2 protein-coding genes are annotated in these 20,043 nt (G+C 70.4%); both read left to right on the forward strand.

Going from position 1 to position 20,043, the window contains the following annotated elements; genetic code table 11:
* Nucleotides 1-395: 395 nt before the first annotated feature.
* Entirely contained in the window at nucleotides 396-8,447 is an 8,052-nt protein-coding gene (locus GONAM_RS15590) for a non-ribosomal peptide synthetase (RefSeq protein WP_245548628.1), read from the forward strand.
* Nucleotides 8,444-20,043, forward strand: an 11,600-nt coding sequence (locus GONAM_RS22475) for a non-ribosomal peptide synthetase (RefSeq protein ID WP_006867722.1), incomplete at its 3' end; no start/stop codon positions are given. The genes GONAM_RS15590 and GONAM_RS22475, both read left to right, overlap by 4 nt.

The raw sequence follows: 20,043 nt of genomic DNA on the forward strand, positions 1-20,043 counted from the left end.
GTCGGTCGAACGACCGAATCCAAACCGCAACCCGACGTCTTCGGTGTGACGTGAGTTGCTCCTGGGCCTCTAAGGGGCTGATGAGGTCCCACCTGCCACACCTGTGCGGCGCCGGATGTGACGAGGCTCTCAGGCGTGAGATGCGCTGTATCACTTTCGATCTCAAAAGAGATGTAAAGCGTATGATTCGTGGCTGTTCGGCGAACGCCTCGGGGGACGGGTCAGCGGCGCCGTCGAACGACCAAATCGCCGACGACTGGTTCGGACGTGGAATGGATGAAGAATCACCCCTCGGTGAGGGGATCCCACAAGTTGGGTACGGGGAGGGGCGCCGGGGAGGGCGCAGCGAAGCTAGGGGGGTCGACCTGCTGGATCTCACCGCGGCTCAACGTGCCATGTGGTTCGCCGAGAACCTCGACGACGACCACTCGATCACCATCGCGCATTACCTGGACATCGTCGACGACGGGCGTCCATTCGACCGAGAGCTGTTCCGCCGCGGCGTCATCGAGGGTTCGCGGGAACTCCAGACCGCCTACACCCGGATCGCCGAGGTCGACGGCACGCCGATGCAGTACATCGACGAGTCGCTGCCGTTCGACGTGGTGGAACTGGACCTGCGTGACCGGCCCGACCCGCTCGCCGCGGCCGAGGAGTGGATGCGTGCGGACCACGAGCGCCCGGTCGACCTGCTGAACGACCCGGTCGGTTTCGCCGCCTTCATCCGCGTGGCGGACGACCGTACCTACTGGTACATGCGCGGTCACCACATCGCCTTCGACGGTTACGGCGCGCTCGTCTGCCTGCACGAAGCGGTGGCGCGCTACAACGCCGCGGTCGCGGCCGAGGCCCGCGTCCCACCGCGGCGAGCGACCCTTGCCGAGGTGGTCGCCGACGATGCCGCCTACCGCCAGAGCACGCGTCACGAGAAGGACCATGCGTTCTGGGCGGAACGCGCCGCCGGACTGCCCGAACGTGTGTCACTGGCCACCCATCCGGCCACCACCGGCATCCGAAACGAGACCGTGGTGGCCGCGGGGATGCTCGACGCCGACCTCGACAGCCGTCTGCGACGCCGCGCCCGAGAGCTGGACGCTTCCGTCGCGGCGGTTCTCACCGCGGCGTTCGCCGCATTCCTGGCACGGATGTCCGGTGCCGACGACATCGTGCTGAGTCTGCCCGTCACGGCTCGCACCACTGCCCGGATCAAACAGTCGATGGGCATGGTCTCCAACATGCTGCCGTTGCGCGTCGACGGTGTGGGCGCGGCGACCTGTGCCGATGTCGTCGCCGCGGTCACCTCGGAGATCACCGCGGTTCTCCGCCATCAGCGGTACCGCTCCGAGGACATCCGTGCCGCAGCCGGATTCGGCGATGCGACCGGTACGTCCTTCGGTCCGCTGGTGAACCTCCTGCTCTTCGACAAGCCGATCGAGATCGACGGGGCCCACGTCAGCTATCACATGCTGTCCGCGGGCATGGTCGAGGACCTCGTGATGAACGTCTTCGCCGCAGGTCCCGACGCGCCGCTCGAGGTGGGTCTCCACGCCAACCCGGCCCTGTACGACCCCGAGGAGTTGCGCACCCACCGGGCGCGGCTGCTTCACGTTCTCGAGCAGTTCATCGAGGCCCCGGATCGTCCGGTGGCGGCACTGGACCTGCTCATCCCGGGTGAGCCGGCGGCGGTCGAGCGGCTCGGTGACGGCGGTCCGGCGGTCGGCGTCGCCGGCGAGCACATCCTGGCTCCCTTCGCACGACAGGTCGCCGCGACGCCGGATTCGACCGCGCTCGTCTTCAGGGACTCGCGCCTCACCTACCGCGAGATGTCGCTGGCGGTCGACGGATTCGCGCGTGTCCTCGCGGACGAGGGGGTCGTCGCGGGAGACCGGGTGATCGTCGCGCTCGATCGCTGCCTGGAACAGGTGTGTGCGATCTACGCGATCATCGGCCTCGGGGCGGTGTACGTACCCGTCGATCCGGCCGAGCCGGAGGAACGACGCCACGCCATTGCCACGATCGTCCGGCCTGCGCTCACCGTGGACGCACAGTTCCTCGCCGACCGTGGGATCGATGCGATCGACGCCGGGGCGGGTCCGGAGGACGAGGTACCACCGCGTCGCTCCCGTCCGTTGCCGCATCAGCCCGCGTACGTGATCTTCACGTCCGGCTCGACCGGTGTACCGAAGGGGGTCGAGGTCGACCACGCGGCGCTCGAGCACCGCCTCGCATGGATGCAACGAGATCATCCGATCGGCCCCGACGATGCGGTGCTCTACAAGACCCCGGCGACCTTCGACGTGTCGGTGTGGGAGCTGTTGTGGCCCCTGCAGACCGGTGCGCAGATGGTCATCGCCGAACCGGACGGCCACCGGGACCCCGAGTACTTGCGGAACCTCATCGACGAGGCCGCGGTCACCGTGCTGCACTTCGTCCCGTCCATGCTCGACGCCTATCTCGACGTCGTGGGTCAGACCGAGAACGGGTCGGGTACGCCGACGTCGCTGCCCGACCGGGTCCGCTGGGTCTTCACCTCCGGGGAGGCGCTGTCGGCGCAGCTGGCTCGTCGCCTCCGCCGGACCTCGTCAGCCGGCCTGGTCAACCTCTACGGCCCCACCGAGGCGGCCATCGACGTCACGTCCCATCGGGTGACTTCCGACGACACCGTCGTGCCCATCGGGCGACCGGTGGCGGGCACCGTCGTGCGCGTTCTGGATCGCCGCCTGCGGCCGGTCCCGGTCGGCGTCGCCGGTGAGCTGTGTCTGGTGGGCCCGCAGCTGGCCAACGGCTACCTCGGCGCGATGGCGCAGACCGCCTCCCGGTTCGTGGCCGACCCGTTGGGCGAGCCGGGTGCCCGGATGTACCGGACCGGCGACCTGGTGCGGTGGACGCAGAACGGAGAACTCGAGTACCTGGGTCGCAGCGACCATCAGGTGAAGATCCGCGGGCAACGGGTTGAGCTCGGCGAGGTCGAATCGGTGGTCGCGACGATGCCCGGTGTCGACGCGGTGGTCGTCGTGGCTCGGCGAGATCTCGGGCCGGCGCCGGTACTCGTGGCGTACGTCCGCGGGACCTCCGGGGTCCCCGACTCGGACGCCGTCCGCGCCTTCTGCCGCCGGCGGCTGCCCGGCCACATGGTGCCGCTCGCCGTGGTGTTCCTCGACGCCTTCCCGACGAACCGCTCCGGAAAGCTCGACCAGTCGGCGTTGCCCGCCCCGGACCTCACGGACAAGACCACGGAGTTCCGTGAGGCCCGGACACCGGCGGAGAAGGCGATCGTCTCGATGGTCGCCGAGGCCCTGGGCCGGGAACGGGTCAGCCTGTCGGACAATCTTTTCGCCCTCGGCGCCGACTCACTCCTCGCAGCCCGCATGGTGTCCCGTGCCCGGATCGGACACGGTCTGACGATCGCCCTGACCGACGTCTTCGACAGTGACGACCTCGCCGACCTTGCTTCCCGAGCCGTCGTGGCGGACACCGTGCCGGAACCGCCGGAGCGTCGCCTTCCACCGCGCCCGGCGCGGATTCCGTTGTCCCAGGCGCAGATCCGGCTGTGGTTCATCAACCGCATGTCCCCGACCGAGTCGACCTACAACATGTCCGGTGCGCTTCGGCTCACCCATGCGGTGGATCCCGAGGTGCTCCATCGCGCGGCGCTCGATGTCCTCGACCGGCACGAGATCCTGCGTACCGTGTTCCCGGCGGTCGACGGCGAACCGGAACAGCGCATCCTCGACACCGCGACCGCGGGCGCCGTGTTCGACTCCGAACCGATCGATGTCGGTGAGCGGGGTCTCGATGCGGCGATCTCCGCGATCACCGAGGTGGGATTCGATCTCGCCGAGGAGATCCCGTTCCGCTTCCGCCTCCTCACCGGGGACCCTCGCGGCTACGTCGTGGTGCTCGTCCTTCACCACATCGCGGCCGACGGGCATTCGTTGCGGCCGCTGCTCCGGGACCTGATGACGGCCTACGAGAGCAGGCGCGCCGGGGAACAACCCGAGTTCACACCGCTCCCGATGCAATACGCCGATGTCGCCGTCGAACGCGCCGAGGTCCTCGGAACCCCGGAACGGCCGTCGCCCGCGCTGGTCGAGGGACTCGAGTTCTGGCGCACCGAACTTCACGGCGCACCCGACCTTCTGCAACTGCCCACCGATCGCCCGCGCCCGCGGGTGATGTCCAGCGCGGGAGATCACCTCGACGTCACTCTGGACGCCGAGCTGTCGGCCGGGCTCCGCCGCCTCGCGACGACCCTCGCCGTCACGCCGTTCGCCGTCTTCCAGTCGGCCCTGGCCCTCACCCTCGGCAAGCTCGCCGCGGTGGACGACGTCAGCATCGGCACCGCGGTCGCCGGACGCGACGACCCGGCGGTTGCCGAACTGGTCGGCATGTTCGTCAACACCGTCGTCCAGCGCACTTCGCTGCGCCCGGACGACACCGTGCGGGATCTCGTGACCTCGGCGCATCGTCGTTGCGCGCGGGCGATGAGTCACGCCGACGTCCCCTTCGAACGCGTCGTCGACGCCGTCGCGCCGCAACGGTCGCCGTCCCATTCGCCGCTGTTCCAGGTCGCCTTGAGCGTGCAGCCCGACCAGTTGACCGAGCTGTCGCACTGGACGGGCTCGGCGGAACTGCTCGATGCGCGGGTGCCGGCGGCGAAGTACGACGTCACCGTCTCGGTGACCGAACGCACGGACGACTACGAGGTCGAATTCGCCTATGCCACCGACCTGTTCGATGAGCAGACGATCCGCGACATGGCGAGCCGGTTGCGCCTGGTCCTGAGCCAGATGGTGTCGGCGCCCGACCGTTCCCTCGCCTCGATCGACCTGCTCGAGCCCGACGCGCTCCGCGCACTCGCCGCACCGCTTCGCGGCGCGCAGCCGGAGACGACCCTCGCCGAACTCATCGCACGGGGAATCGCCTCGGCAAATCCCTCCGCCGTCGCCCTGACGGGTGACGCCCGGGCCGGTACCGGGCGACTCACCTGGGCAGAGGTGGCGACCGCGACCCACCAGTTGGCCCGCCTCCTCGCCGACCGCGGCATCGGTCCGGGAGATGTGGTCGCCGTCAGCATTCCACGATCCCCACGGATGGTCCTCACCATGCTCGGCGTGGCGATGAGTGGCGCCGCCTTCGTCATCATCGACGCGCGACTGCCGGTGCGCCGCCGAGCTGCGATGCTCGCCGACAGCGGCGCCGCACTCGTGATCACCGTCGACTCGGTGGTGGTCGCCGACCGTGCCGCCGACCCGGATGCTGCACCGCAGCAGCGTGACCTCGGCGTCGAGGAGTGGCTGCTCGACGACCTCGAGGTGGAGCTGAACCTCGCAGGACGCCGCGACCATCCGGTCACCGACGCGGACCGAACCCGAGGCGCCCGCGTCGACGATCTCGCATACCTGCTCTTCACCTCCGGATCGACCGGACGTCCGAAGGCGGCGGCGGTCACCCACGCGGGCCTCGCGGAGATGGTCGCCGAGCAGCAGAACCGACTCGGTGTGACCCGTGCGTCCCGCGTACTGCAGCTCGCCGCACCGGGGTTCGACGTCGCGGTCTGGGAGATCATCCTCGCGATCTGTGCGGGCGCGGAACTGGTGATCAGTCCGCCCGATGTGTTCGCCGGCCCCGAACTCGCCGACGTCATCACCCGGCACCGGGTCACGCACGCCTGCGCCACTCCGACGGCGCTCGCCACGATCGATCCGGCGGAGATCCCCGGCGTCGAGACGATGATGGTGGCGGGGGAGGACTGCCCGCCGGAACTCGTCGAGCGATGGGACGCCGATGGCAGACCGCTGCTCAACCTGTACGGTCCCACCGAGACCACGATCTGGGTGACGCTCTCCCCGCCGTTGCGCGCGACGGCGCCGGTGACCATCGGCCGGCCTATCTCCGGCGTCGGGGCACGGGTTCTCGACGCGGGACTGCGCCCGGTGCCGTCCGGCGTCGTGGGCGAACTCTATCTCGCCGGGCGGGCGCTCGGACGCGGGTACCACGGACGGGCGGGACTGACTGCGGGCCGGTTCGTCGCCGACCCCTTTGGGACCGGCACCCGGATGTACCGCACCGGCGATCTCGTCTCGTGGACAGCCGACGCCCAGTTGATCTACCACGGCCGCAACGACTTCCAGATCAAGATCCGCGGCATGCGGGTCGAGCCGGGGGAGGTCGACGCCGTTCTGGTCACCCACCCCGACGTCGAGCACTCGGTGAGTGTCGGGATGCCGACGCCGGCGGGCGACACGGTCCTGGTCTCCTATGTGACGGGGGTGCCGGGACGCAACCCCGCCCCCGAGCAGATCGTCGACCATGCGGTATCCCATTTGCCGGCGCACCTCGTCCCGCACACCGTCCAGGTGCTCGACGAGTTCCCGGTGACCCGGACCGGCAAGGTCGACCGGCGCGCGCTGCCGGCCGTCGAGATCTCGCCCGCACGCGAATACGTCGCTCCCCGAAGCCGTCTCGAGGCGGCCGTGGCGCAGATCTTCGCCGACGTGCTCGGACTCCAGACGGTCAGTGTGCACGACGGATTCTTCGAACTGGGCGGCAGTTCGCTGTCGGCGACCAAGGTGACCTATCGGGTGGAGCAGCACATCGACCGGCGGGTCCCGCTGGCGCTGCTGTTCGAGAACCCGACGGTGGCGAGCTTCGTCGCCGCACTGAGCACGGTCGAATCCACCGGCGCGGGCAGGGTTCTGACACCCCGGGAGCGGCCGCACATGGTCGACCTGACCGGTGTCCAACGCGGACTATGGTCGCTCAACCAGATCGATCCGGCATCGTCGGCGTACAACGTGGGGCTCACCCTCGAACTCGACGGCCCACTCGACGTCTCGGCCCTGACCGGGGCGCTCGACGACGTGATCGCCCGCCACGAGTCCCTCCGGACGCGCTACCCGTTGCACGAGGGGCGTCCGGTGCAGGTCATCATCCCGGCCGCCGATGCCCTGCGCGGCTTCCGGGTGGCCCTCGTCGACACCACCCCGGACCGCGTCGAGGAGGAGATCGCCGCCGTCGTCGAACCGGGCTTCGATCTGACCGGCCCCAACGCGGTCCGTGCTGCGATCCTCCGGCTCGCCGCCGACCGTCACCTCCTCGTCTTCGTGGTGCACCACATCAACGCCGACGGCGGTTCGTTGCGGCCGCTGGCCCGCGACCTCACCACCGCCTACCGCGCCCGGATCGATGGGCAGGCGGGTCCCTGGACCGCAGTCGTGAACCCGGTGCGGGTGCAGTACGCCGACTACGCGATCTGGCACGCCGAGCGACTGTCGTCCGAGGCGTCCGGCGGAATCACCGAGGAGCAGGCCCAGCTGGAGTACTGGGAGCAACGCCTCGGGACGGTCCGTGAACCCGCCGTGATCCCGACGGACCGGCCGCGCCCCGTGGAACCCCGGCACCGCGGAGACGTGGTCGACGTGAGTGTCCCGCCGGAGACCGCGACGGTGCTCAAACACCTTGCTCGCGTGAACAACACGACGCAGTTCGTGGTGATGCACGCAGCGCTCGCCGTGTTGATCGGCCGGCTTTCCGGCCGCGAGGACGTCGTGATCGGCACGCCGTTCGCGGGCCGCGACGATCCCGCTCTCGCCGACATGGTCGGCATGCTCGCGACCACGGTGCCGCTGCGTACCCGTCTGCGTCTCGACGAACCGTTCGACGAGCTGCTGCGACGCGTACGGACCGAGGACGTCACCGACCTCGCCCACGCCGACGTCGCCTTCGACCAGATCGTCGACCACCTGAACCGCGTCGGGAAGGGACCGGCTCGCCGGGGCCGGCACAACCCGCTGTTCTCGGTCATGCTCTCGTACCAGAACCTCGACATCCCCGCGATGAGCCTCGACGGTCTGTCCGTTCGTCTGCGACCGTCGTCGTCTCTGGCGGCCAAGGTCGACCTCGAGATCATGGTGTACCCCGACGACCTCGACGGGGTGGACCGGGGTGGTGCGCTCGGTGGCCAGATCGCCTACGACACCGACCTCTTCGACCGTGCCGGCGCCGAACGGATCGCGGAGCGGTACCAGAACCTGCTCATCGACATCGCCGCCCGGCCGGGGACGCCGGTGGGCGACCTGTCGATCTGGGCCGACGGGCAGTCGGCCGAGATCGTCGACGCCGAGCAGCCGCTGCACGAACTCGTGTCCACGGTCGCGGCGACGGCGCCGGATGCGGTGATCGGCATCCCCGGGGCACCCTCGGTCACGTTCGCCGATCTCGAGGCCACCTCGGTGGCCATGGCGTTCTCCGTGCCGGACGAGGACCCGTCGGAGGCCTTGACGGTCGCGGTCACCACGCTCCTCGCCGACGCCGACCGGACCATCGACGAGGTGTTCGCGTGCGTCCGCACCGCGGCGACAACCGCCCTGTCCGGGCGCGTCGACGCAGTGCCCGGTGACGCAATCCCCGGTGAACCACGACGGAACCGGGTGGAGCCCGCGTGACGTCGGACACCTCGGTTTCGCGCAGCGTCGGGGCGCGCACGTCCGCGGGGTCCACACAGCCGACGGCGCTGCGCAGGCTCACCTTCGCCGCGACCCACGCCGCCGACGCCGAGGCGATGGTCGGGGCCAACGGGCCGGTGACCTTCCGCGAGTTCCACCGCCGGGTGACGGTCGCGGCGACCACCCTGGCCGCGCGTGGCGTCGACCCGACCCCGGCGGTACGCGCGACGGTCACCGCGCTGTTGCCGCGGACGGGAAGGACCCCGGCACAACTGGCGGCGACCGCCGGGGAGGTCCTCGCCGACCTGGACCGCCGGATCGACCATGTGCTCGGCACAGGCGACGTCGAGTCGCTCCCGGGACTTTTCCGGGTGTCGGCACACCGGCGTCCCGACGCCGCGGCGCTCACCGATCTCGACGGCGCGACGATCACCTACCGCGACCTCGACGACCGAACCGAACGGCTGGCGCGTGCGCTCGCCGCGGCCGGCGCCGGGCCGGAAACCCTGGTGGGCGTGGCGATGCCGAGGTCGGCCGATCTCGTCGTCGCACTGCTAGCGGTACTCAAGACCGGTGCGGCGTACCTGCCGCTCGACCGGACACATCCCATCGCGCGGTTGCGCACCATCGTCGACGACGCCGCGCCGGTGCTCGTCCTCGCCGACCCCGACACGGCGGACGCGTGGACGGACATGCCCGCTCGCATCTCGACACCCGACGAGCTGCTTTCCTGGGCCGAACCGCTCCCGGCAGCACGTCTTCCCGACCGCGTCGGGGCCCATTCGAGTGCTTACGTCATGTACACCTCCGGTTCGACAGGTGTACCCAAGGGCGTCGTGGTCACCCACGACAACGTGATCTCCCTCGTCGTCGCGCTCGACGCCCTGGTCGAGAGCACACCCGACGACGTGTGGTCGATGTTCCACTCCTACGCCTTCGACGTGTCGGTGGGGGAGATCTGGGCGGCTCTGCTCGCCGGGGGGCGTCTCGTCGTGCTCGACCACGCCACCACCCGTGCCCCGGACGACGTGGTCGAGGTGTTCGACCGCGAGGGCGTCACGATCGTCAACTTCACCCCCTCGTCCTTCTACCAGTTCGCGGCGGCGGTACGGCCGCCCCACGGCTCGGCGCTCCCGGAATCGGTTCGCCGCCTCCACTTCTCGGGGGAGATCCTCGACTACGAGCACGTGCGCAAGTGGCAGGCCGACCGGGCCGCCGACGGTTCGCCGACCAGACCGGGGGCAGACGTCCCCGGTCCTCAGCTCAACAACATGTACGGGCCGACCGAGACGACCGTCTACATGACGAGACGTGAGCTGACCCGCGGATTCGTCGACGCAGCAACGGCTTCCGACATCGGTGGGCCGCTACTGGGTTCCCGAGTGCATGTCCTCGACGGCCGGCTCGCGCCGCTGCCCGACGGTGTGCCCGGCGAACTGTACGTCTCTGGCCTCCAGGTCACCCGGGGCTTCCTGCGACGCCACGGTCTGACGGCGACACGCTACGTCGCCGACCCGTTCGGTCCGCCGGGCAGTCGGATGTACCGGACCGGTGACGTCGGTGTCGCCCGCAACGGATCGATCGAGTTCGTCGGCCGCCGCGACGGACAGGTGAAGCTGCGCGGTTTCCGCATCGAGCTCGGCGAGGTCGAGTCGGCGATGTCCGCGATCGACGGCATCGACGCGGCCGGCGCCGACATCCGGATGCGCGGCGACACCGAGCATCTCGTCGGGTACCTCGTTCCCACGGCCGGCAGAGCCCCGGACGAGGCGACCGTCCGGGACCGGCTCGCTGCCGCGCTGCCGGAGTACATGGTGCCGACCCTGTTCGTGTGGCTCGACGCGCTGCCGCTCACGGTCAACGGCAAGCTCGACCGCGCGGTCCTGCCCGAACCGGACACCACCGACGACACCGGAACCCACGAACCACCGGCCACACCCACCGAGGAACGGCTCGCCGCCCTCCTCGCCGAGATCCTCGGCGAGACCGAGATCAGTGTCACCGCATCACTGTTCGACCTCGGCGGCAACTCGCTCACCGCGACCCGGGTCGCCGCACGCGCCGCCGAGGACTTCAGGACCACGGTGGCGGCACGCGATCTGTTCACGACCCCCACGGTCCGCGGACTCGCCGCGGCGATCGACACGCGTCTCGCCGAGGGCGACCGGCAGGAGTCCACGCGACCGCCGTTGCGTCCGGTGGAACGGACCGGTCCGCTTCCGCTGTCGCCTGCCCAGCGACGGATCTGGTTCCTGGAGACCATGAACCCGGGCGGACCGGCCTATCTCATCCCGGCCGTCCTGCACCTGCGCGGCCGATCCACCGCCGATCTGCCCGGCCCACGCCTGGAACCCGCTTCGGTGGCCGCGGCCCTCGATGACCTGATCGCCCGCCATGAAACGTTGCGCACGCGGTTCGTCGCCGTCGACGGCGTTCCGCAGCAGATCGTCGACGATCCCGACGCCGCCCGGCACGACGCGCGGGTGGATCCGCCGATCGACATGCGCGGCTCCGGGTCTGCCGGGGTGACCGCGACCGTCGCCGACATCGTCACCCGCGGTTTCGACCTCGAGCGGGAAGCACCGGTGCGCGCGCGCCTCATCCGGGTCGCCGACGACGAGTGGGTGCTCGTCCTGGTCGTCCATCACATCATCGGCGACGGTGGGTCGATGGCGCCGCTGGTGGCCGATTTCGTCGAGGCCTACCAGGGGCGGCAGTCCGGTCATGCGCCCGAATGGTCCCCGCTGCCGGTGCATTACGCCGACTATGCGGTGTGGCATCACGAGATCCTCGGTGATCTCACCGACCCCGAGTCGCTTGCGGCACGCCAACTCGGTTACTGGAGAACGCAACTCGCCGATGCCCCGGAACTCACCGATCTGCCGCTGGATCGCCCGCGGTCGGCTGTGCGTGATGAGAGCGGTGCGGAACTATCGACGGTGATCGATGCGTCGACCTGGTCACGCCTGCGCGAACTCGCCGACCGGCACGACGCGACCATGTTCATGTGCGTGCACGCGCTTCTCGCGGTCACCCTCCTGCGGTCGGGAAGCAGCACCGATCTAGTGATCGGCACACCGGTGGAGGGTCGCGGCGACCGTCGGCTCGACGGCCTCATCGGGATGTTCGTCAACACCCTCGCGCTGCGCACGCCCCTGCGCCGCGATGCGGACTTCGCCACGGTCCTCGCGGCCTGCCGCGAGACCGACATCGCCGCACTCGATCACGCCGACCTGCCCTTCGAGACGGTCGTGGAGGAGGTGACGACCGCCCGCAGCACCGCACACCCGCCGCTGTTCCAGGTGGCGCTCGCCTTCCAGAACACCGACCGGCCGAGGGTCGAACTCCCCGGTCTGGTCGTCTCCGAACTCGAGGCCCCGGTCACCAGCGCCAAGGTCGACCTGCAGGTGACGGTCGTCGACCCGCCCGGTCGACCCCGCGACGAGGACACCCCGGTCGTGATCACCTATGCGACGGCGCTGTTCGACACCGACACCGTCGCCGATCTGGCGCATCGTCTGCTGTCCATCGCGCATGCGGTCGTCGAATCGCCGCAGACCCCGATCGGTGACCTCCCGGCCGGGGAGCCCGACGACGCCCCGGCTCTCCTGAGCTCACCGGCCCTGGCCGAGAAGAAGGTCACGCTGCCCGGGCTGTTCGACGCCGCGGCGGCCCGCAACCCCGACGGTGTCGCGGTCACCGACGGTGACACCACCCTGACCTACGCCGAACTCGACATCGCCACACGACTGGTCGCCGCGGAACTGCGGTCGCGGGGCGCACGACCGGGCGCGGTGATCGCGCTGGCCGTGCCGCGATCGTTGTCCGGCACGGTGGCCTTCTGGGCCATCGTCCGCACCGGCGCCGCGGTCGGTCTCATCGACCCGTCGCAGCCCGCCGAACGCATCCGCTACATGACCGGCACGCTGGCCGCGACGCTCGGCGTCACGAGTTCGGCGCCCGGTGCGCGGGGCTCCTCGGACGCACGGGCCGAGGCCGACGACGGCACGACCTGGCTCCTCGTCGACGACCTCGTCGACCTGACCGATCCCACCCGGTGGGCATCGCAGCCGGTTGCCCTCGACGATCCGGTGCCCGACGATCGGATCGACGACACCGCCTACATCATCTTCACCTCGGGCTCGACCGGGCGACCCAAGGGCGTCGCGGTCTCGCACCGCGGACTCGCGGATCTGGTCGCCGACGCCCGATCCCGATTCGACCTGAGCCCGGAGTCACGGGTACTGCGTTTTGCCGCACCGGGATTCGACGCCTCGGTGTTCGAGACCCTCGTCGCGGTTGCCGGGGCCTCGACGATGGTCGTGGTGCCGCCGGGGGTCACCGGCGGCCGCGAACTGGCGTCGGTCATCGCCGACGAGTCCGTCTCGCACCTGACGATCACGCCGAGTGCGCTGGCCACGGTGCCCGCCGCCGAGATGTTCCCCGACCTCCGGGTGGTGTGCGTCGCCGGCGACGCCTGCTCACCCGAGCTCGTCCGCGCCTGGTCGGACGGGCGTGCGATGTACAACCTCTACGGGCCCACCGAGGCGACGATCTGGTCGACGGCCTCCGCCGCGATGCGTCCGGGACAACCCGTCACCATCGGTGGACCCATCGCGGGTGTGGGTGTACTCGTTCTCGACGCGCGACTCCATCCGGTCCCGCCCGGCGTCGCGGGCGAGCTGTATCTCGTCGGCCCGGCGCTGGCCGTCGGCTACCTGAACCAGACCGCGCTGACCGCTGAGCGGTTCGTCGCCGCACCGTTCGGGCGGCCGGGTGAGCGGATGTACCGGACCGGTGACCTCGTCCGCCGGCGCCGCCGGGACGGCCGATGGGAACTCGACTTCCTCGGCCGCAGCGACTTCCAGGTGAAGATCCGCGGATTCCGGATCGAGACGGGCGAGATCGACGCCGTCCTGGAAAGCTCTGCCGCGGTCGACTTCTCGACCACCGCCGGCATCGCGCACCCGACGTCGGGTGAGACCGTGCTGGTGTCCTGGGTCCACGGCAGCGACGGCGCGGCCGTCGACGTGCCGGCGCTGACCGCCCATGCGGCCCGGCATCTGCCTGCGCACATGGTGCCGACCGCGATCGTCCCGCTCGACGAGATCCCCCTCGCGACGACCGGCAAACTCGACCGCGCCGCACTGCCGGCACCCGAGTTCTCCAGTGGCGTCCACCTCGAACCGCGCACCGACACCGAACGCGCGGTCGCGGCGGTCTTCGCCGAGGTCCTCGGCATGGAGGGCGCGGCCGGCGGCCCGGGCGTCTCGGCGCTCGACTCGTTCTTCGATCTCGGCGGTACGTCACTGTCCGCGACCCGAGTGGTCGCCCGCCTCGGCGCGGAGTTCGGTGTCGAGATCGGGGTGCGGATGATCTTCGAGGCCCCGACCGTCGAGGCCCTCGCGACGCTGCTCGACACCGGCGGGATCGATGGTCGCGCCACCGGTCCCGTGCCCGGCGTGATGGCGCGACCCGAACCGGTCCCGTTGTCCTACGCCCAGCGGCGGATGTGGTTCCTCAACCAGTTCGACCCGGGCTCTGCCGCATATGTGATCCCCATCGTCGTGCGACTGCACGGCGACCTCGACGTGGACGCGATGCACGAGGCCATCAACGACGTGGCCGAGCGGCACGAAGTGCTCCGCACGATCTATCCCACCGATCCGGAAGCAACAGACGCAGCCGAACCCATCCAGGTGGTGCGCAAGTCTCACCCCGGCCTGGTCCCCGTCGGACACACCGTCATCTCCGGGATCGCGCCGGACAGCCTGGTCGCCGAGGAGATCACCGCCACGATCTCACAACCGTTCGACGTGACCCGCGATCTCCCTCTGCGTGCGCGGATCCTCAGCTCCACGGACACCGATCACGTACTCGTGATCGCGCTCCACCACATCGCCGCCGACGGCGAGTCCGCGCCCATCCTCGCCCGCGAGGTCGTCGAGGCCTACGACGCACGCCGCAGCGGCCAGGCTCCGCAGTGGACGCCGCTGACCCTGCAGTACGCGGATTACGCGGTGTGGCAACGGCATCGGCTCGGAGATCCGGCCGACCCGGACTCGGAGATGTCACGCCAGTTGTCCTACTGGACGCAGCAGTTGCGGGGGCTGCCGGATGTCCTGCCGCTGCCCGTGGACCGGCCGCGCACCGTCGAACCCGATCCCAGTGCGGCGACCGTGCGGTGGTCGTTGCCGGCGCCGGTGGTCGCCGGTCTTCGCCGCCGCGCCTCCGAGCAGCGTGCGACGCTGTTCATGGTCCTGCACACCGCGGTGGCGGCTGTTCTGGCGCGGCTGACGTCGACCGCCGAGATCGCGGTCGCGACCCCGGTCGCGGGACGTGGGCACCGCGTCCTCGACGAGCTGATCGGGATGTTCGTCAACACCGTCGTACTGCGCGTCGACGTGGATCCGCAGCTCACCGGCGGGGCCCTCCTCGACCGGGTCAAGCCGGCCGACCTGACCGCCTTCGATCACGCCGAGGTGCCGTTCGAGCGCGTCGTCGACGCCGTCGATCCGCCCCGCACGGAGAACGTCGAGCCGCTGGCACAGGTGATGCTGGTGCACGCCGCCGGTGCCGAGCCGGCCGTGGCCGGCGCGACCATGGGGGACCTGACCGCCGAGTTCGTCGAGATCGACGACCCCACCGCGAAGTTCGACCTCACCATCGGTACCCGCGAGGGCGTCGACGGGACGCTCGCCGGGTCGATCACGTACGCCACCGCCCTGTTCGACCGGGACACCGCGGAGATGATCTCCTCCGCGCTGGAGTCCACCCTCACCGTTCTGGCCGGCGACCTCGACGTGCCGGTCGCGGACATCCCGCTGCTCACCGAGGCTCAGCAACAAGCCCAGTACGAGCTCGGACTCGGCCGCACCGTGACCCTGCCGCCGGAGACACTGGCGGATGCCGTGGTCGCCGGTTCCCGGATCTCGCCGGACGCGGTCGCGTTGCGCTGCGCCGGCCGGTCGATCACCCATCGGGAGTTCGCCGCGCGGGTGGCGGTGGTCGCGCGAGAGCTGATCGCCGCCGGCGTCGGCCCGGAAGACAGTGTCGCCGTGTGTATACCGCGATCGGTCGAACTGGTGGTCGCGATCCACGCGGTCCTCGCCGCGGGCGGCCAGTACGTCCCGGTGGCCACCGATGCGCCGGTGGACCGGGTGCGCTACATGATCGACACCGCGCGAGCGGACATCGGTCTCGTCGCACCCGGCGCGGCGGGCCCCGATGAAGCGGACGGTACGACGATCGGCGGCGTCGTGAACCAGGTGATCGTCGTCGATTCCACCAACCCGGTGGATCTCGACACCACCCCGGTCACCGACGCCGAACGGCGGGCGCCGCTCCTGGCCGACCACGCCGCCTACACCCTGTTCACCTCCGGGTCCACCGGCCGGCCCAAGGGCGTGACCGTGACCCACCGGGCCGTGATGAACCGATTGCTCTGGGGCATCCAGGAATTCGGCATCGGCCCGGACGACGCGGTCCTGTTGAAGACGCCGGCGACCTTCGACGTGTCGGTGCCCGAGCTCTTCACCCCGCCGATCACCGGCGCCCGGATGGTCATCGCACCCGACGATGCACACCTCGACCCACACGCCATCGCCCGGCTGATAGACGACGAGCAGGTCTCCACCGTGCACTTCGTCCCGTCGTTGCTGACGGTCTTCGTCGAGGTCCTCGACCACACCGGGGGCGGGGTGCTGCCGAGCCTGCGACACCTCTACTGCTCGGGCGAGGCGCTGGCGCCGGCCACCCTCGCCGCGGTGCGCGCCGTCCTGCCCCGGGTGCGGGTCCACAATCTCTTCGGTCCGACCGAGGCCGCGGTGGAGGTCACCGCCGCCACCCTCGGCGATCACCGCGAGGTGGTGCCGATGGGCCGGCCGATCTGGAACACGCAGAGCCTCGTCCTCGACGACCGTCTACGACCGGTACCGACCGGCGTCGCCGGCGAACTGTATCTCGGCGGTGTCCAGCTGGCCCGGGGGTATGCCGGGCGCGCCGATCTGACCGCGGACCGTTTCGTCGCCGACCCGTTCGGGCGAGGGGACAGGCTCTACCGCACCGGGGACCTGGTCCGCCGCAACCGCTCCGGCGAGCTGGAATACCTGGGCCGCAGCGACTTCCAGGTGAAGCTCCGCGGCCAGCGGATCGAGTTGGGCGAGATCGAGTCCGTGCTCGCGACCGCCTCCGGGGTACGACAGGCCGCGGTGACCCTGGCGCGGGCCCCGGGCGGCGCGGAGCATCTCGTCGGCTACCTGATCGGACCCGAGAGCGCCGACAGCGTCGGCCGTGCGCGGGAGGCGGTGGCGGCTTCGCTGCCCGCCTACATGCGGCCCACGCTGTGGGTGACGCTGCTCGATGCGCCGCTCAGCAGCGCCGGAAAGCTCGACCGGAAGGCGCTTCCCGCGCCGCATTTCGACATGCTGGAGCACACCGGGTCCGATGCGGAGCCGGCGACGGACACCGAACGCGTCGTCGCCGGGATCGTCGCCGCCGTCCTCGGTGTCGAACAGGTCCCGATGACCAGTTCGTTCTTCGCTCTCGGCGGCGATTCGATCGCGTCGATCCGCCTGACCTCGATGCTGCGGGCCGCCGGTTTCGGTCTCACCCCGCGTGACGTGTTCGGCGCCGCGACGATCCGCGACCTCGCGCAACTGTCCCGGCACGAACCCGACGCGGTGCTCGACGAGCTGTCCGGCGGCGGCATCGGACCGGTCGCGCCGACGCCGGGCGTGGCGTGGATGCTCGACCTCGCCGATGGGCTCGACGACATCGCCGACTTCTCGCAGAGCACGGTGCTGACCCTGCCGGCCGACATCGACGAAGACGCCCTGCGCGCCGTGACCGCTGCGGTGGTGGCAGCGCACCCGATGCTCACCGCGTCGTTGCAGATCGGCGAGGACGGAGATCCCGTCGTGATCGCCGGAGCCGGCAGCGCCGACGACGTCCTGGTCGAGATCCTCGACCCGGCGCGGCCGGCCACCGGTTCTGCGGCAGCCACTCTTGGTGAGGCGGTGCGAGAGGCGCATCGACGTGCTCTCGGCGCCCTCTCACCCGAACGGGGACGACTCGTTGCGGCCGTGGGAGTGCGGGTCGCCGACGGCCGGGACACGGTCGGCCGGTTGGTGATCGCGATCCATCACCTCGGCGTCGACGCGGTGTCGTGGCCGACCATCGTGTCCGGCCTGGCCCGCGCCTGGTGGCAGTACCGCAGCGGCGACCAGCCGCAGGTCACCGCCCGCGGGACGTCTTTCCGCCGGTGGGCGCAGGTGTTGTCCGAACTCGCCGACCGCGAGCACGAGATCGACTGGTGGACCGAACAGCTGCCACCGTCGTCCGACTCGGTGCTCGATCCCGTCCGAGATCGGTTGCGAACCAGCGTCTCCACGACCCACGTCGTCGGACCCGATCGCACCGAGTCCGTGCTGGGTCGGGTCGCGGATGCGTTCGGCGCCCGCGCCGACACCGTGGTCGCCGCGGCCCTCGCCTACGCCCTCGCCACCGGGACGGCCGCCGGTCGACTCGGGTACGACGCCCGCACGGTGTCGATGCTCTTGGAGAACCATGGGCGCGAGGAGTCCGTCGCCCCGGGCGCCGACCTGAGCGACACCGTCGGCTGGTTCACCTCCTTCGTCCCGGTCGGCGTCGAGATCCCCGAGGCCGGGACCTCACCCGGACGCGACCTGGCGACGATCCTCAAGTCCCTCAAGGACCGGCAGAAACGCATGCCGGACAACGGCATCGCGTTCGGTCCGTTGCGCTGGTCACGGCCTGGGTCGCCCCTCCGTGACCGCCCGTTGCCGCCGGTGACCGTCAATTACCTGGGGAGTCTGGCCGGTTCGGAGGACGACGCCGACACGCCGGCCACCGAGTTCCTCCCGGTCGGCGACGCGCCGGTGCTCCCGCCGTCGGCGACCGGCGACATGGCGGCTCTCGCCGCGCTCACCGCAACCATGGGGACGGTGCCGTCCCCGCGCGGCCGTTCGTTGCGACTGGATCTCTCGGCGCCCGAAGCGGTACTCGGTCTCGACGTCCTCGACGACATCGCCTCTCGATGGGATGCCGCACTGTCCTCGCTGGCCGCATACGTGGAATCGGTGGGGGACCCGGGGCCCAGCGAGACCGACGTCATCGGCGGGGGTGTCTCGCAGACCGAGATCGACGATCTGGTCGAGAGGTACTCGGCGGGACGTTCCCACACCGCGCCGGTGATCTGGCCGCCGACCCCGCTGCAACAGGGGTTGATCTACGAGGCCGAACGTCTCGCGGGTACCCCTGAGTTCGACGGCCCTGGGTTCGACGGCGCCGGGCATCCGACCGACCCCTATGTCACACAATCGATCATCGAGTTCGCCGGTGAGCACGCGCCGACCGCGTTGCTTCCGGCGATCCGCGAACTGCTGGCGCGCCAACGGGTCCTGCGGTCCGCGTTCACCCGGACCGGGTCGGGCCGACCCGTCGTGGTGATCCCGCCGGCGGATCACGCGGTGGTGACGGACCCCGACTTCCGCGGCATCGACCTCACGGCAGCGGAGCTCGCGGATGCGGCGGAGCGCATCGCCGAACTCGCCGAAGAGGATCGCACCAGGCCGTTCCACCTCGATTCGCCGCCGCTGATCAGGTTCACCGCCGTCTCGCACCACAGCATCGCCGGTCCCGCACACACCGTCGTGATCACCGCGCACCACATCATCCTCGACGGGTGGTCCGGGCCGATCCTCGTCGCCGATCTCCTCGCCGCACATCTCGGCCGTCCCGCGGTCACCCCGGCCACCGACATGGAGTCCTACCTCGAGTGGCTGGATCGCCGAGATCGTGCCGCTGCCCTCACTGCGTGGCAGAACGTTCTCGCCGACGTCACGCCCACCGTGGTCGCGCCCCACCACGCCGCCCGCGCCCGCCAGGAGGAGCGCCATCCGTACGAGATCGCCGCGCGCCTGGACGCCGCCGGCCGTGCCCGGCTGGAGGAACGGGTCCGGCAACTCGGCAGCACCACGAGCACCGCGCTCCACGCGGCCTGGTCGATCCTGCTGTCGCGACTGACCGGAGAACAACGCGTCGTCTTCGGCGAGACGGTGTCGGGTCGGCCGGCCGACCTCGACGGGGCCGATGCCATGATCGGTCTCTTCATCAACACGGTGCCCGTCGTCGCGGACGTCGACCCGAACCGGACGGTCGCCGATCTGGTGACGACGCTCCACGCTTCCCGTACCGGGCTCGTCGACCACCAGTTCCTCGGTCTGGGCGAGATCACCCGCGCCTCCGGGCATCCCGCGCTCTTCGACACCCTGGTCGTCTACGAGTCCTATCCAGTCGACACGGGAACCGTGCTGGAGGGATCGCGCACGTCAGGGCTCGAGATCCGCGACGTGACCACCTCGGACGCGACCCACTATCCGCTGGCGCTCATCGCCGCCCCGGACGCCGACGAGCTGTCGCTCACTGTGAAAGCCGATCTGACCGCCGTCGACGCCGAGGTCGCCGAGGTGATCGCGGCATCGCTGGTCGATCTCCTGCAGTTGCTCGCCGACGACCCCGACACGCCCGTTGCGGCGCTCGACCCGATGCCCGCGGAGATGCGCGGCACGGTCGA

Origin of the sequence: Gordonia namibiensis NBRC 108229 (assembly GCF_000298235.1) — a bacterium.
Lineage (GTDB): Bacteria > Actinomycetota > Actinomycetes > Mycobacteriales > Mycobacteriaceae > Gordonia > Gordonia namibiensis.

Bases quoted from the DNA above. Each gene is read 5' to 3' on its own strand.
- GONAM_RS15590 (WP_245548628.1), top strand. From the start codon at position 396: ATGTGGTTCGCCGAGAACCTCGACGACGACCACTCGATCACCATCGCG.